Source organism: uncultured Flavonifractor sp., assembly GCF_944387675.1.
GTDB lineage: Bacteria > Bacillota > Clostridia > Oscillospirales > Oscillospiraceae > Flavonifractor.
Window position 1 is genome coordinate 1 of sequence record NZ_CALXFV010000053.1, and the last position, 14,705, is coordinate 14,705.

Sequence of the window (14,705 nt, forward strand, 5' to 3'; positions counted from 1 at the left end):
ATGTTCTACGGCCGGGGTGCCGGCAAGCTGCCCACCGCCTCGGCGGTGGTGGCCGACGTGATCGACGCGGCCAAGCACCGGGACGAGAAGAAGCGGATGTTCTGGGCGGAAGGCGGGGAGGACGTGACGGTCTCCCCGGCGGACCTGGAGAGCGCCTGGTATGTCCGGGCGGAGGGAACGGGGGAGCAGGTGCGCGCCGCCTTCCCCGACCGGACGCTGCTGGCCCGGGCGGGGGCCCCGGAGGGGGAGTTTGCCCTGATTACCGAGCCCGTGACCCGCGCCGCCTTGGATGGGCGGCTGGCCGGACTCAAGGCCTGCTCGGTTTTCCGGGCACTGGATTGACCGGCTCCGCCGCCGCCGCATAGGATGACACAGCGGGCGGCAGGCTAGATTTTCCTACGATTTAGGGGGTACAAACACCAATGGGACTCATTGTGCAGAAATTCGGCGGCAGCTCCGTCGCGGACGCGGACCGCATCCGTAACGTAGCCCGCATCATTACCGAGACCTATCGCCGGGGCCACAGCGTGGTGGCGGTGCTCTCCGCCCAGGGAGACACCACCGACGATTTGATCGCCAAGGCGGCGGAGATCAATCCCAACGCCTCCAAGCGGGAGATGGATATGCTCCTGTCCACCGGCGAGCAGATTTCCTGCTCTCTGTGCGCCATGGCCATCGAGGCCATGGGCTATCCGGTGGTCTCCCTCACCGGCTGGCAGGCGGGCTTCCGCACCAACTCCGCCTATGGGGACGCCCGGATCAAGCGGGTGAACACCGAGCGGGTGCTGGCCGAGCTGGATAAAAAGGCCATCGTCATCGTCACCGGCTTCCAGGGCATCAACAAGTATGACGACATTACCACCCTGGGCCGGGGCGGCTCGGACACCTCGGCGGTGGCGCTGGCCGCCGTGCTCCACGCCGATTTGTGCCAGATCTACACCGATGTGGACGGGGTGTTTACCGCCGATCCCCGCACGGTGGCGGGCGCCTTCCAGCTGGAGGAGATCACCTATGACGAGATGCTGGAGCTGGCCACCCTGGGCGCCCAGGTGCTCCACAACCGTTCGGTGGAAATGGCCAAGCGCTACGGCATCAGTCTGGAGGTGCTCTCCAGCTTTTCCGGCAGACCGGGTACGAAAGTCAAGGAGGTTGCGAAGACCATGGAAAAAATGCACATCAGCGGGGTAGCCTGCGATAAGAATGTGGCCCGCCTGGCTGTGGTGGGCCTGCCCGACGAGCCGGGCATCGCCTTTAAAATCTTCTCACTGCTGGCCAAGGAAAATGTGAATGTGGACATCATCCTCCAGTCCATCGGCCGCCACAACACCAAGGACATCAGCTTCACCGTGGGCAAGCAGGACACGGACCGGGCCAAGGGCGTGCTGGAGGAGCACAGGGCCGCCCTGGGCTTTGACCACATCGACGTGAGCGACTCCATCGCCAAGGTGTCCATTGTGGGCGCTGGTATGGTACACAATCCCGGCGTGGCGGCCAAGATGTTTGAGGCCCTGTACAACGCCGGCATCAACATCAACATGATCTCCACCAGCGAGATCAAGGTCTCCGTCCTGGTGGACCTGCCCGAGGCCGACCGGGCGGTGCAGGTCATCCACGACCGGTTCTTCCACGAGTTCAACGGCAACTGAGGCCCGCCGCAGGCGGGAGGAGAAGGAGGGGGGCGCCGGTCCCCCTCCTCCTTTTTGGAGAAATTGCAACAATCTCTTGCCAAACGGCGGAAAATGGGCTATACTACCGATATCCTAGAAATTTGGAGGTATTACCCCATGGCTCAGATTACCAAAGATACCATCATCGGCGATATTCTGGACATCGCCCCTGAGACCGCCCCCATCTTCCTGTCCATCGGCATGCACTGCCTGGGCTGCCCCTCCTCCCGGGGGGAGACCGTGGAGGAGGCCTGCATGGTCCACGGTGTGGATGTGAACGAGCTGCTGGCCAAGATCAACGCCAGCGTGGGCGCCGCCCAGTAAAAAGGCAAACCAAAAAAGGAGCGGGATGTCCGCTCCTTTTTTATCAGGAGGTGACAGTGGTGGGGCGGTTGGAACTCTCCCCCCGGCTGCGGTCGGTGGCGGAACTGGTGCCGTGGGGGGCGCGGCTGGCCGACGTCGGTACGGACCACGCCTATCTGCCGGCGTGGCTGATGCTGGGCGGCGTGATTGACCGGGCCATTGCCGCCGATCTCCGGGCCGGCCCTCTGGCGCGGGCCAGGCTGACGGCGGAAAAGTACGGTCTGGCCGGGCGGATGAGCTTCCGGCTGTGCGACGGGCTGGCCGGCATCCGCCCGGATGAGGCGGATGTGATCGCCGTGGCGGGTATGGGCGGAGAGACCATCGCCGCCATCCTGTCCGCCGCCCCCTGGACCCGGACCGGGGGAAAGCAGCTGCTGCTCCAGCCCATGAGCGCCCAGCCGGAGCTGCGCCGCTGGCTCCAGGCCAACGGCTACGCCATCCGGCGGGAGGTGCTGAGCCGGGAGGGAGAGACGATTTATGTCGCCTTCCAGGTGAGCGAAGGCCGGATGGCGCCGCTGACGCCCGGAGAGCAGTGGGCGGGCCGGCAGTGGGCGGGGGAGGAGGCCCCCCTGCGGGGGGCCTATCTGGACCGGCTGGCGGAGCAGGCCGGCCGGGCGCTGGCGGGTCTGCGGCGCTCCACCCGGGCGTCCGACAGCGCCCGGCGGTTGGAACTGGAGCAGGTTTACGGGGATCTGCTCCGACTGAAGGAGGAGTGGTCATCATGGCAACGGTAAGAGAGATTTATCAGTATCTGGACACTCTGGCGCCCTTTTCCCTCCAGCTGGACTTTGACAACGCCGGCTTTCTGGTGGGCAGGGGAGACGGGCAGGTGGAGCGGCTGCTGGTGAGCCTGGATATCACCGAAGAGGTGGCGGCGGAGGCGGCGGAGCTGGGGTGCCAGCTCATCGTCTCCCACCACCCGGTGATTTTCTTCCCCGCCAAGTCCGTCACCGACGGCGACCCCACCGGGCGGACCCTGCTGGCCCTGGCGGAGCACCGGATTGCCGCCGTCTGCGCCCACACCAACCTGGATGCGGTGTGGGGCGGCGTGAACGACGCCCTGGCCCAGAAGCTGAAGCTCACCCAGATTGAGCAGCTCAAGCAGGACGGGGTGGACGCCTCCGGCCGGCCCTACGGCATTGGCCGGGTGGGCAATACCGCCGGAGTCCCCATGTACGCCCCCGCCTTTGCCGCCTTCGTGAAGCAGGCCCTGGGGGCCAACGGCGTGCGCTATGTGGACGCCCGCCGCCCGGTGCGCCGGGTGGCGGTGGGGGGCGGCGCCTGTGCCGACCTGCTGAAGGACGCCCTGGCCATGGGGTGCGACACCTTTGTGACAGCGGATGTGAAGTACAACGGCTTTCTGGACGCCAAGGCCCTGGGACTCAACCTCATCGACGCCGGCCACTACCCCACCGAGCAGGTGGTGGTGCCGGTGCTGGCCAAATGGCTCTCCTCCGGCTTTCCCAGGGTGGAGGTGCTGGTCACCCGGCGGCATAAAGAGGTGTTTTCCTACCTGTGAGGGGTTGTCAAGCGGCGGCAAACGTGGTAAACTGGTTGCGCTGATTTTCGACGAGGAAGGGAACGAGAAACTATGTCAGGACATTCCAAGTGGCATAACATCCAGAAGACCAAGGGCGCGGCGGACGCCAAGCGCTCTCAGATATTCACCAAGATCGCCCGGGAGATGATCGTGGCCGTCAAGACCGGCGGCAGCGGCGACCCCAACAACAACTCCCGCCTGGCCACCGTCATTGCCAAGGCCAAGGCGGCCAACATGCCCAACGACAACATCAAGCGCACCATTGACAAGGCCCTGGGTTCCGGCAATGCCGACGCCTATGAGAACGTGACCTACGAGGGCTACGGCCCCTCCGGCGTGGCCGTCATTGTGGACGCCCTCACCGACAACCGCAACCGCACCGCCCCCGAGGTGCGCCATCTGCTGGACAAGTACGGCAAGGGTCTGGGCGCCACCGGCTGTGTGTCCTGGTCCTTTGACCGGAAGGGCGTCATCGTGATTGAGAAGGAAGATCTGGACGAGGACACCGTGATGATGGACGCCCTGGACTGCGGCGCCGACGACATGCAGGTGGAGGACGAGGTGTTTGAGGTATACACCGACCCCGACTCCTTCGGCACCGTGCTGGCCGCCCTGGAGGAGAAGGGTTACACCTTTGTCCAGGCTGCGGTGGAGATGGTACCCCAGAACTACGTCAAGCTGGAGCAGGAGGAAGACATCAAGAACATGGAGAAGCTCATCGACCTGCTGGAGGACAACGACGACGTGCAGAACGTCTGGCACAACTGGGATCAGGGCTGAGAAGGAAAAAAGGGCGCCCGCCTGTGACGATGACAGGCGGGCGCCCTTTTATGCTCAGAGCTCCAGGCTCCGGCCGTTCTGATTCTGGTCCTTCTTTTTGGCGTGCGGGTTGGTCTGAGGCTCCGTCCGGGGCTGGACCTTCTGGTTTCTGGAGCCGTTGTTCTGCTCCTTACCCTGGTTCTGCATCACGCTCACCTCGCTTTCGCCCTCTCAGTCTGCCCTGGAATCCGGGAAATATACGGGAATTTTTTCTGCTGCGGGGATACCATATTCTGCGCTTGTGTGGTATAATCTGAGCAAATCTGTACAAGGGAGGCGGCCGACCATGAGATGCCCTTACTGTGCCAACCCGGAGAGCAAGGTAGTAGATTCCCGCCCCTCGGACGAGGGTGCCAGCATCCGCCGCCGGCGGGAGTGCCTGGCATGCCACAGGCGGTTTACCACCTACGAGACGATGGAGAGCCTGCCTCTCATGGTGATCAAGAAGGACGGCAGCCGCCAGAGCTTTGACAAGACCAAGCTGCTCAACGGCATGATCCGCGCCTGTGAAAAGCGCCCCGTCTCCTTCGGCACCCTGGAGGGCATTGCCAACGAGATTGAGCAGACTCTGCAGAACAACATGGAGCGGGAGATTCCCTCCGCCAAGATCGGGGAGCTGGTGATGGACCGCCTGAAGGGGGTGGACGAGGTGGCCTATGTCCGCTTCGCCTCCGTCTACCGGCAGTTCAAGGATATCAGCACCTTTATGGCGGAGCTGAACAAGCTGCTGGAGGAAAAGTGAGGAGATGCCCCCTCTGCAAGGGGACCGGACCCGCCGGGCCGCCCTTGCAGGGGGGCGGTATGAAATGATTGACAAGAAGCCTGAAATATAGTATCATAATAACCGCGCCTATGACGGATGCCTTGTGAATTGCTAGTGTGGCTCAGAGGTAGAGCAGCTCACTCGTAATGAGCAGGCCGTGGGTTCGATTCCCACCACTAGCTCCAAAAATCCCTGAAAACTGCGGTTTTCGGGGATTTTTGCTGTTTGCGCGGGAGAACGGGAAAGCTGGATGAGAGAAATGGAAGAGCTGAAGAAAACCTCCCGGGAGGATGTGTTTCGGAGTTTGCCGGTGCCGGAGGCGCTGCGGGTGATGGTGGTTCCCGCCATCACCAGTCAGCTGATCGTGCTGATCTACAACATGGCGGACACCTTTTATGTGGGGCAGACCCACAACCCCTACATGGTGGCCGCCACCTCTCTGATTCTGCCGGTGTTCAACATCACCCTCTGCCTGGCGGGGCTGGCGGGGATCGGCGGTGGGGCGCTGATCTCCCGGCTGCTGGGCCAGGACAGGGAGGAGGAGGCCAGGCGGGTGGGTACCTTCTCCCTCTATCTGGGCGGACTGATCGCCGCCCTGTTCGCCCTGGGGATGGGGCTGTTTATGGAGCCTGTGCTGGGCCTGCTGGGGGCGGGGGAGAACACCTGCGTCTATGCCAGGCAGTACGCCCTGTGCGTCATTGTCACCGGCGGCATCCCCACCGTGCTCTCCAATGTGCTGGCCAATCTGTTCCGGAGCATCGGCCGCTCCAGAGAGGCGGGGATCGGCATCATTCTGGGGGGCGTGCTGAACATCGCCCTGGACCCCCTTTTCATGTTTGTGCTCATGCCGGACGGGCTGGAGGTGCTGGGGGCGGGGATCGCCACCTGCCTGTCCAACTGCCTGGGCTGTCTGTTTTTCCTGCTGGTACTCGCCAGAATGGGGCGGGGCTGCGTCATCACCTTCCACCCCGGGGTGGGCCTGCCCCGGCGGCAGAGTATGGCGGCGGTGTTCGCCGTGGGTATCCCATCGGCTGTGGCCACCTTCCTCTTTGATCTGGACTATGTGATCATCGACAAGCTGATGGTCTCCTACGGCGACCTGGCCCTGGCGGCGGTGGGCGTTGTGCTGAAGGTGGAGCGCTTTCCCCTGAATGTGGGAGTGGGCATCTGCCAGGGGATGCTGCCTCTGGTGGCGTACAACTGCGCGGCGGGAAACCGGCAGCGGACCGACGGCACCATCCGGCTGGCCCGCACCCTGGGATTGGTGATTGCCGCTGTCAGCGTGGTCCTGTATGAGCTGTTCGCCCGCCAGCTGACCGGCCTGTTCCTCTCTGACCCCCAGACCCTGGAGATGGCCGCCCGCTTTCTCCAGATCCGGGTGCTGGCCACCCCGCTGATGTTTTTGAGCTTTTTCACCGTCTACCTGTTCCAGGCCTTCGGGAAGGGGCAGATCTCCCTTTTCCTGGGGATGACCCGGTGGCTGGTCCTCAACATCCCCATGCTATTCCTGCTCAACAGACTCTTCGGCATGTACGGCCTGGTCTGGGCGCAGGTCACTGCGGATGCCCTGAACGTGGCCCTGTCCTTCTGGATCTATCATCGGTTCCGGCCCAGGTTTTAAAAAGCGAGGCTGTCGGAAAAGTGGTAAACACTTTTCCGACAGCCTTTTGACGGTCTTTATTCGCTTTTGATGGCCTCCAGAGCGGGGATGCCCACCGCCTTGTTGGCGGGATAGTAGCCGGAACCCAGGCCGATGAGCACCGAAAAGAGGATGGCGAAGAGGAGCAGCCAGGGGGGAATGACCGACACCCGGTTGACGCCCTCCCCGCCCAGGAGGGCGGCGGGGAGATTCTCCGGCGACAGGCCTATGGACACCAGGTTGATGACCACCGAGGCGACAGAGCTGACAACGCAGCCGATCACCCCGCCGATCAGTCCGATGGCCCCCGCCTCCGCCAGGAACATCACCCGCACGTCGGTGACGTAGCAGCCCAGGGCCTTCATGATGCCGATCTCCCGGGTGCGCTCGGAGATGGACATAATCATGGTGTTGGTGATGCCCAGAGCGGCCACGAACAGGGAGATGGCCCCCAGGCCCCCCAGCATCATCTGCTTCTGCCGGGCCTCCTTCTCCATGGGCTTGCGGATGCTCTCCATGGATTCGGTGGCGTAGCCCATGGTCTTGATCTGCTGCTCCACATCGGCCACCCGGTCAATGGAGGCCACCTTGACCAGCACCGAATCATAGGGCAGCTTTTTCTTTGCAGCGCCCTGGACCTTGTCCAGCAGCTTCCGCAGGTCGGAGAGGCTCATGATGAGTCCCTCGGAGGTTTCGTAGCCCTTGGAGTAGTCCTCCTTCACCACCCCGGAGACTGTGATGGGGAAGGAAAAGGTGCCGGCCTGGGTGGTGACCTCCAGGACAAGGGGGCTTTTCATGGGGTCCAGGTAGGGGGGCGGCAGGTCCACGGGCCGGCCGCTGCTGTCGATCTCCCCGGTCCAGCGGTCAATCATGTTGCGGCCCTCCGGCCGGAGGGTGTCCTTGAAGCTGTAGGCCAGAAATTCACCGGCCACCACCTGTCCGTCCCCCTTGGCCGGTGCGCCGGCAACGATTTGGTAGCCCAGCCGCCCTATCTCACCGGTGTCCATGCCCACCACCGAGCTCCACTCCGCGATGTAGCGCTTGCTGGCGCCGGCCAGGATGCGGATGGAATCCACCTCCAGGCTCTGCTTGGGGGAGACCCCCACCACGCCCTCCAGATTGCGCAGCCGCTTGACCAGCGGCTCGTCCAGCTTGACCTTGCCCTTGCCCCGCTGGGGGGCGCTGACGGTGATGATGGTCAGATCCCCCATCTCCGCCAGCAGCTTGTCCTGGGACTCCTTCATGCCGATGCCCAGGGAGACCATGATGACGATGGAGCAGCAGCCGATGAGCACCCCCAGCACCGTCAGAAAGGTGCGGGAGCGGCGGCGCATCAGGTTTTGCAGGCAGATGCGCAGCAAATCCTTTTTCTGCACGGCTTATCCCTCCCCGCCGTCCGGGCCGTCGTCCCAGGTGTCCCAGGCCGTGTGATCCCCGGCAGCCCGGGCCGCCTTTTTCTTTTTCACAAGGACTGCGGTCAGCGCCGCCGCCGCGGCGCCGCCGGCCCCCAGCAGAATGGGCGGCCAGGGGATGGAGGGGCCGGAACCGCCCTCCGCAAATTCCTCTCCCTCCTCTGCGGGGGGAACGTACTCCTCCGCCGTCAGCTTGATGGGGAATTCCTTGGTCAGCACCTGCTGGTCGGCGTTTTCGTAGGAGATTTTCAGCGTGACATTGAGCTCACCGGCGGTATTGGGAGTCAGGGCGAAGCCCACGTTGCCGTTGGTGCCGGCGGTGACGTTGCCCAGGTACTGGGTGCGGGCCGGCGTATCCACATCTTCGCCTATCACGGTGGCCTCCAGGTTGGCGATGTCGTCCTTGCCCTTGTTGACGTAGGAGAGGGTGAGCTCCACCTCCTCGCCCACCGTGGCGTACTCGGGGACGGTGGGGGAGTTGATCTGGAAGCGGTCGGGCTGGTAGACGGGGATGGACAGCTTGACGTCGGAGGTGGCCTGGGTCCGCTTCTCCCCGTCGGTAAATTCATACTTGAAGGAGAGGCCCACGCTCTGGGCGCCGGTCTTGCCGGTGGATACCGCCCGCATGGGGATCTGCTGGCTCTGGCTGCCCCCGGCGGCCAGGGCGCGGTAAAAATAGGTATTGGTGGTGCCGTCCATGGCGAAGGTCTCCCCGCCGTCCACCGTGACCACCACGTTTTCCACCTTGACGGTGCCGGTGTTCTCGAAGGTGAAGGACAGGGGGAATTTGGACCCGGCGGCCACCGACTCCCCGCCGTAGGCAAAGCTGCGGATTACCAGATTGGGGATGGACTGGTCCCCCTTGCCCGGGAGAGTGACGGTGAGGTTGACCCGGTCGGTGGCGGTGGCCTGGGTGATGGTCTCCCCGTTGTCGTAGCTGTATTTCAGTTCGGTGCTCAGGGACTGGGTGGCGCTGCTCGCCTCCTGGGCCGCCTTCACCTTTACGGTGACCGCGGCGCTGCCGCCCGGCTCAATGTCGCTCAGCAGGAAGGAGGAGGCGTCGTTGGTGATGGTGAGGGCGTCGGAGGGGGTGACCGAGGCCACGGGGGAGAGCAGCTTGGCCCGCCCCGCGTTTTGAAAGGTCAGGGTGAGGGAGACGGTTTCGCCGGGACCCAGCGGCCGGTCCAGCACCGAGCGGGTGACCAGCACCGCCGGCTGGGGGATGCTCTCCCGGGCCTGGGCGGGCAGAATCACCTTGTCCGAGGCGGTGGCCTGGGTGAGCATGCCGCCGTTGTCGTAGCTGTACTTCAGCTCGGTGCTCAGAAACTGGGTGGTGGAGGAGAGGCTTTTCAGGGCCGTGACCTGCACCTGGACGGAGGCGGTTTTGCCCGGCTCAAGGTCGTTCAGCAGGAAGGTGGCGGCGTCGTTGGTCACCACCAGGGCCTCGGAGGGGGTGACGCTCATCACCGGCTTGACCAGCCTGGTGGAACCGGCGTTTTGAATCTGGATGGTGATCTCCGCCGTGCCGCCGGGGGCGATGGGTCCGGCCATGGGGGCGCGGGTGACCAGCACCACCGGCTGGGGGACGCTCTCCCGGCCCAGGGCGGGGATGGACACCTTGTCGCTCACCGAGCCCTGGGTGAGGGCGATGTTGTTGAAGTAGTTGAACTTCAGTTCCACCCCCAGGGACTGGGCAGGGGAGGGGATGGTGCTGTTGGCCTTGAGCTTCACCCGGATGGTGCCGGTCTTTTTCCCACCGATGTCGTCCATGGCGAAGGAGGCCGACCCGCCGGTGAGGGTGAGGCCGTCGGAGGGGGTGAGGGTGGCCACCGGCGATTTGAGAGCGGTGTTGCTCAGGTTGCGGAAGGAGAGGGTGAGGGTGAGCTCCTGCCCTGCCTCCAGGGGCTTTTCCATGTCGCTGCGGGAGATGAGCACCATGGGCGCCGGGGCGGGGTCCTGCACGGTGGGCAGCTCGGGCAGGGCGGGGGAGGGGTCGTAGACCACCGCTTCGGTGATGGTGAGCTCCAGGGTCTGGTAGGAGGCCGGGTCGCCGGGGACACCCACCTGGAGGCGCAGGCTCTGCCCCACCCCCTTGTAGGTCAGACCCGTGAGCTTGACGGCGTAGATGAGAGGTTTGCCCTCCTGGGAAGTGCGCTCCACCGAGGCGGCATCGCCGTTAAAGCTGTCCTCCAGCTTGGTGATGTCCAGGGTTCCCACATCGGTACCGGCGGGGCCGGTATCCTTGACGGACACGGTGATATCCACCTTGTCCCCCTTGCGGACGCTGGTCAGCAGGGCGCCGGAGCTGTTGGTGAGGGTGTATCCGGTGACATAGAGGTTACCGCTCTCCGCCCCCAGCGCGGCGGGCAGGGCCGCCGTCAGCAAGGCCAGGAGGAGCAGAAGGGACAGAACTCTGTGGAAAGGGCGATGTACCATGGCGTGCATTCTCCTTATGATTTACTTGATTGCGGACAATCTCCCCGTCGATGAGGGTGACGATTCTGTGGGCGTAGGCGGCCATCTCCGGGTCGTGGGTGACCAGGATGATGGTCTGGTGAAAGTCCCGGGCGAAGGAGCAGATCATGTCCATGATCTCCAGGGTGGTTTTGGAGTCCAGGTTTCCCGTGGGCTCGTCGGCAAAGACCACGTCCGGCCGGGCGATAAAGGCCCGGGCAATGCCCGCCCGCTGCTGCTGTCCGCCGGACATCTGCCGGGGGAAGTGGTCCAGCCGGTGGGACAGCCCCACCCTGCACAGCAGCTTCCGGGCGGCGGCCTCCCGCTGGGCCTTTGGTACCCCCCGGAACAGCAGGGGCATGGCCACGTTTTCCGTGGCGGTGAGATTGGGCAGCAGGTTGTAGGACTGAAAGACAAAGCCCAGATGCCGCTGACGGAAGCCGGCCAGCTGCCGCTCGTTCAGGCGGGAGATGGGGACCCCGCCGATGCGCACCTCCCCTCGGGTGGGCTTCTCCATCCCAGCCAGCTGGTTGAGCAGGGTGGACTTGCCGGAGCCGGAGGTGCCGAAGATACAGCAGATCTCTCCCCGCATCACCTCCAGACTGATGCCCTTGAGAGCCACCACCGTCTCGTCTCCCACGGGGTACTCCTTGCGGACGTTGTTCACTTCAATGATGGGCCGGCTGCGGGCGTTGGGCGGATTCATCGGCTCGGCCTCCTTTCTGCGGGTATCATATCCGGTCAAGCTTCATTTGCCCTGTGGGGAAGCTAAAGGTTCGTAAAGGAAAAAGAAAGCCCCGGACCGTCCGGGGGGACGGGTCCGGGGCTGGCGCTCAGGGGTCCAGGGGCAGCTCCAGGAGGAATTCCGTGCTGCACCCCGGCGCGGGGTGGGGGTTGAGGGAGATGGTGCCGCCGTGCTTTTCCATGATCCGCCGGGTGATGGACAGGCCCAGGCCGCTGCCCCTGCCGGAGCGGGCCTCGCTGCCCACTACAAATGGGTCAAAGATGTGCCTGGCCAGCTCCGGCGGAATGCCGCCGCCGTTGTCCCCCATCCGCAGCAGGGCGGTCCGGGGGGTGCTGCTCACGCTGAAATAGAGCACGGTACCCAGCCGGTTGTGCCGCAGGGCGTTGGACAGCAGGTTGTCCAGCACCCGGCGGAACTGCATGGGGTCCAGCAGGCAGCACACCGGCCGCTCGGGAATGGAGACCTCCAGGGAGAAGCCGGCCAGGTCGATTTCCTCGTATTTGCCCGCCAGATACTCCCGCAGAAACTCGCACAGATCGGTGTGCTCCGGGTGGAGGACAAATTCCGGGTGCTCCACCTTGCTGTACTCGTGGAAGGCGTTGACCAGCTCGGTAAGGGCCTCCGCCTTTCCCTGGATGGCCCGGAGGTAGCGCTCCTGCTCCTGGGGGGGTACCTTGCCGTCGCAGATGGCGTCGATGTATCCGGCGATGACGGTGATGGGGGTTTTCAAATCGTGGGAGATGTCGGCGATGAGCTTTTGCCGGTCCTGATCCAGCTGCCGCCGCTGGGCCTCGCTCTCCGCCAGCCGGTCGGCAAACCGGTCAAAGCTCTCCCCGATGCAGCGGATCTCCCTGGGACCGCCGCAGTCGCCCACCCGGGCCGGCCTGTTTTCCGCCTGGGCCGCCACCGCGTCGTTCAGCCGGCGGAGGGGGCGGTCGATCTTCCGCCGCAGCCGCCAGATGAACAGGGCGGTGGCCAACAGATAGAGGGGGAGGAAGAGCAGCCAGACCCGCCAGGAGCGCTGATAGGCGGCGACATACGACTCCCCGCTGACGCTGGGGATGCGCAGCAGCACGGTACCATCCTGCCCGTCTGCCAAGGGGAAGCTGGCGCGGAACAGCACCCCGGAGGTGAGCAGCTGGTATTCCCGCCGGGTGTAGGCGGTGCGCCCGTCGCCCAGCCCGCCGAAGACGACCTGGAGGGACTCGTTCAGCACCATAAGTTCCGGCGAGGTGTCGTCGGCACCGTCGGCATAGCAGGTTTTTATCAGCAGGTGACGCAGCGTGCCATCCTCCTGGGTCTTGTCGTAGACGTCGATGATACAGGCCGCCTCGTAGCTGGGGACGCAGGCCAGCTCCCCGGGGGTGTAGGAGCGGTCGAATCCCCGGTCCGAGGCGTAGAGCTGCGTTCCCGTCCCGTCGTACACAGCAAAGGAACCCTGGCCGGGCCTGAGATAGCGCTCCAGCTCCCCGTAGCGGCCGGCCTCCAGGGCCGGGTCCCGGAGCAGCCCGTCCCAGTCCGCGGGCTGAATCGCCCGGTTCAAGCCGGTGTTCCACAGCCAGAACAGCCCCGCCGCGATGAGCAGCAGGGTCAGGGTAAACAGCAGGTAGCTGCGCACCAGCAGACCGAAGAGGGTGCCGGATGGGGCTTTATTTTTCAATCTTGTATCCCAGTCCTCTCACAGTGATGATGTAGCGGGGTTCCCGGGGATCGTCCTCAATCTTCTCCCGGAGCTTGGAGATGTGTACCATCATGGTGTTGTCGTCCCCCTCGAAGTAGGGACCCACCGCCCCCTCGTACAGCTGGATCTTGGTAAAGATCCGCCCGGGAGAGCGCATGAGCAGGGCCAGGATCTTGTACTCCATGGGTGTGAGCACCACGGACCGTCCCCGCTTGGTCAGCTGGAAGGAGGCGGTGTCCAGGGTCAGGTCCTGTACCGTCAGGACGGTGGCGCTCTCTCTGGCGGCCCGGCGGAGCTGGGCCTTCACCCGGGCCACAATCTCCACCGGGTTGAAGGGCTTGGCAATGTAGTCGTCGGCCCCCAGATTGAGGCCCAGGATCTTGTCGCTGTCCTGGCTTTTGGCGGAGAGGATGAGAATGGGGATATCGCTGAACTTCCGCAGGGCGCGGGTGAGCTCATATCCGTTGAGCTGGGGCATCATCACGTCCAGAATGGCCATGTCCGGCGCCTGCTCCCGGGCCAGGTCCAGGGCGGCGGCGCCGTTGTCCGCCTCCAGCACGCGGTAGCCCTCGCTCTCCAGATAGAGCCGCAGCAGGCCCCGGATGTCGCTGTCGTCCTCGGCGATGAGAATGGACGGGCTCATGGTGGCAACCTCCTTGTTTCCAGATGGGATATCCCTATTATAGGGGGTGCAGGCGCCTGCGTCAAACAAAACCGATCGCGCCGGCCGGGGAGGCGGAAACTTGCATAAAAGGGACCTGCGGGCGGAAAGCCAGGCTGTTTGTTGCAACAAAGTTTCGCCCCGGACAGGAAAAAGCCCTTGACACCCATTGGGAAAAAACGTATACTAACACCAACAGTTGAGAATAAAGGCGTTCCGACCCGGCGGGCGGAGCGCCTTTCTTCGTACCTGCTTTCCGCCCAGGCGGAAAACCGTATGCACAGAGAAAGGGGACTGCCGCTATGGCCCACAGCAAAGAGGACATCATCCGCATGGTGAAGGAGGAGGACATTGAGTTTATCCGCCTCCAGTTCACCGACATTTTCGGCCAGCTGAAAAACGTGGCCATCACCGCCTCCCAGATTGAGAAGGCGGTCAACAACCAGTGCATGTTTGACGGCTCCTCCATTGAGGGGTTTGTGCGGATTGACGAGTCCGACCAGTATCTCTACCCCGACCTGAAATCCTTCCGGGTGTTTCCCTGGCGGCCGCTCCACGGCAAGGTGGCCCGGCTGATCTGCGACGTACACAACACCGACGGCTCCCCCTTCGCCGGGGACCCCCGCTACGTGCTCAAGCGGGCCATTCAGAAGGCCAGGGACCTGGGCTTTGACGCCTTCAACGTGGGACCCGAGGCGGAGTTTTTCCTCTTCCAGACCGACGACGAGGGCAAGCCCACCACCAAGACCAACGACGAGGCGGGCTATTTCGACCTGGGTCCCCTGGACCACGGGGAGTCCACCCGGCGGGAGATCTGCATGGCCCTGGAGGCCATGAAGTTTGAGATCGAGGCCAGCCACCACGAGTGCGCCCAGGGCCAGCATGAGATCGACTTCAAGTATGAGGAGGCCCTCCACGCCGCCGACAACATCATGACCTTCAAGCTGGCGGTGAAGACCCT

General features: G+C 64.1%; 14 protein-coding genes, 1 tRNA gene and 1 pseudogene. 10 read left to right on the plus strand and 6 right to left on the minus strand.

Annotation, left to right across the window (positions count from 1 at the left end; genetic code table 11):
• The 6 genes and pseudogenes from Q0J74_RS06510 to Q0J74_RS06535 all read left to right on the plus strand — a co-directional run.
• A pseudogene (locus Q0J74_RS06510) lies at positions 1-342 on the plus strand (homoserine dehydrogenase); the annotation flags it as partial.
• Positions 343-422: 80 nt separating this feature from the next.
• Positions 423-1,646, plus strand: coding sequence for an aspartate kinase (locus Q0J74_RS06515; protein WP_297212405.1), 1,224 nt, complete (start codon positions 423-425; stop codon positions 1,644-1,646).
• 138 nt (positions 1,647-1,784) lie between these two features.
• On the plus strand, positions 1,785-1,991 hold the full coding sequence (locus Q0J74_RS06520; protein ID WP_130868238.1) for a DUF1858 domain-containing protein: 207 nt from the start codon (positions 1,785-1,787) through the stop codon (positions 1,989-1,991).
• A gap of 59 nt (positions 1,992-2,050) precedes the next feature.
• On the plus strand, positions 2,051-2,764 hold the full coding sequence (locus tag Q0J74_RS06525; protein WP_297212410.1) for a tRNA (adenine(22)-N(1))-methyltransferase: 714 nt from the start codon (positions 2,051-2,053) through the stop codon (positions 2,762-2,764).
• Positions 2,752-3,549, plus strand: coding sequence for a Nif3-like dinuclear metal center hexameric protein (locus tag Q0J74_RS06530; RefSeq protein ID WP_297212413.1), 798 nt, complete (start codon positions 2,752-2,754; stop codon positions 3,547-3,549). Before Q0J74_RS06525 ends, Q0J74_RS06530 begins: the two co-directional genes overlap by 13 nt.
• A 72-nt stretch (positions 3,550-3,621) precedes the next feature.
• Positions 3,622-4,350: a YebC/PmpR family DNA-binding transcriptional regulator gene (locus Q0J74_RS06535; protein ID WP_297212417.1), complete on the plus strand. Its 729-nt coding sequence runs from the start codon at positions 3,622-3,624 to the stop codon at positions 4,348-4,350.
• A gap of 54 nt (positions 4,351-4,404) precedes the next feature.
• On the opposite strand, the gene Q0J74_RS06540 is transcribed toward Q0J74_RS06535, so the two are convergent.
• A complete protein-coding gene (locus Q0J74_RS06540) occupies positions 4,405-4,545 on the minus strand; it encodes a hypothetical protein (RefSeq protein WP_297212420.1) in 141 nt (46 codons plus the stop codon).
• 130 nt (positions 4,546-4,675) lie between these two features.
• Here Q0J74_RS06540 and nrdR point away from each other — a divergent pair, with 130 nt between their 5' ends.
• From nrdR to Q0J74_RS06555, 3 genes are all read left to right on the plus strand, one after another.
• Positions 4,676-5,131: a transcriptional regulator NrdR gene (nrdR, locus tag Q0J74_RS06545; protein WP_297212424.1), complete on the plus strand. Its 456-nt coding sequence runs from the start codon at positions 4,676-4,678 to the stop codon at positions 5,129-5,131.
• A 131-nt stretch (positions 5,132-5,262) separates the two neighbouring features.
• A tRNA-Thr gene (locus tag Q0J74_RS06550) sits at positions 5,263-5,337 on the plus strand.
• Positions 5,338-5,402: 65 nt separating this feature from the next.
• Complete coding sequence (locus tag Q0J74_RS06555) at positions 5,403-6,773, plus strand: MATE family efflux transporter (protein WP_297212427.1); 1,371 nt, start codon at positions 5,403-5,405, stop codon at positions 6,771-6,773.
• Positions 6,774-6,829: 56 nt separating this feature from the next.
• Here Q0J74_RS06555 and Q0J74_RS06560 read toward each other — a convergent pair whose 3' ends face one another.
• From Q0J74_RS06560 to Q0J74_RS06580, 5 genes are all read right to left on the minus strand, one after another.
• Positions 6,830-8,167: an ABC transporter permease gene (locus Q0J74_RS06560; protein ID WP_297212430.1), complete on the minus strand. Its 1,338-nt coding sequence runs from the start codon at positions 8,165-8,167 to the stop codon at positions 6,830-6,832.
• Positions 8,168-8,170: 3 nt separating this feature from the next.
• On the minus strand, positions 8,171-10,639 hold the full coding sequence (locus tag Q0J74_RS06565) for a COG1361 S-layer family protein (protein WP_297212433.1): 2,469 nt from the start codon (positions 10,637-10,639) through the stop codon (positions 8,171-8,173).
• Entirely contained in the window at positions 10,542-11,363 is an 822-nt protein-coding gene (locus tag Q0J74_RS06570) for an ABC transporter ATP-binding protein (RefSeq protein ID WP_297212436.1), read from the minus strand. Before Q0J74_RS06570 ends, Q0J74_RS06565 begins: the two co-directional genes overlap by 98 nt.
• Positions 11,364-11,490: 127 nt before the next feature.
• On the minus strand, positions 11,491-13,062 hold the full coding sequence (locus tag Q0J74_RS06575) for a sensor histidine kinase (RefSeq protein ID WP_297212439.1): 1,572 nt from the start codon (positions 13,060-13,062) through the stop codon (positions 11,491-11,493).
• Positions 13,052-13,726 carry a response regulator transcription factor gene (locus Q0J74_RS06580; protein WP_297212441.1) on the minus strand — a complete coding sequence of 225 codons (675 nt, stop codon included), beginning with the start codon at positions 13,724-13,726 and terminating at the stop codon, positions 13,052-13,054. The genes Q0J74_RS06575 and Q0J74_RS06580 overlap by 11 nt, the downstream gene beginning before the upstream one ends.
• A 320-nt stretch (positions 13,727-14,046) precedes the next feature.
• Here Q0J74_RS06580 and Q0J74_RS06585 point away from each other — a divergent pair.
• The coding region (locus Q0J74_RS06585) for a glutamine synthetase family protein (RefSeq protein WP_297212444.1) at positions 14,047-14,705 on the plus strand (659 nt) is incomplete at its 3' end.

Bases quoted from the DNA above. Each gene is read 5' to 3' on its own strand.
- Q0J74_RS06515 (WP_297212405.1), top strand. From the start codon at position 423: ATGGGACTCATTGTGCAGAAATTCGGCGGCAGCTCCGTCGCGGACGCG.
- Q0J74_RS06520 (WP_130868238.1), top strand. From the start codon at position 1,785: ATGGCTCAGATTACCAAAGATACCATCATCGGCGATATTCTGGACATC.
- Q0J74_RS06530 (WP_297212413.1), top strand. From the start codon at position 2,752: ATGGCAACGGTAAGAGAGATTTATCAGTATCTGGACACTCTGGCGCCC.
- Q0J74_RS06535 (WP_297212417.1), top strand. From the start codon at position 3,622: ATGTCAGGACATTCCAAGTGGCATAACATCCAGAAGACCAAGGGCGCG.
- nrdR (WP_297212424.1), top strand. From the start codon at position 4,676: ATGAGATGCCCTTACTGTGCCAACCCGGAGAGCAAGGTAGTAGATTCC.
- Q0J74_RS06555 (WP_297212427.1), top strand. From the start codon at position 5,403: ATGAGAGAAATGGAAGAGCTGAAGAAAACCTCCCGGGAGGATGTGTTT.
- Q0J74_RS06565 (WP_297212433.1), bottom strand. From the start codon at position 10,639: ATGGTACATCGCCCTTTCCACAGAGTTCTGTCCCTTCTGCTCCTCCTG.
- Q0J74_RS06570 (WP_297212436.1), bottom strand. From the start codon at position 11,363: ATGAATCCGCCCAACGCCCGCAGCCGGCCCATCATTGAAGTGAACAAC.
- Q0J74_RS06580 (WP_297212441.1), bottom strand. From the start codon at position 13,726: ATGAGCCCGTCCATTCTCATCGCCGAGGACGACAGCGACATCCGGGGC.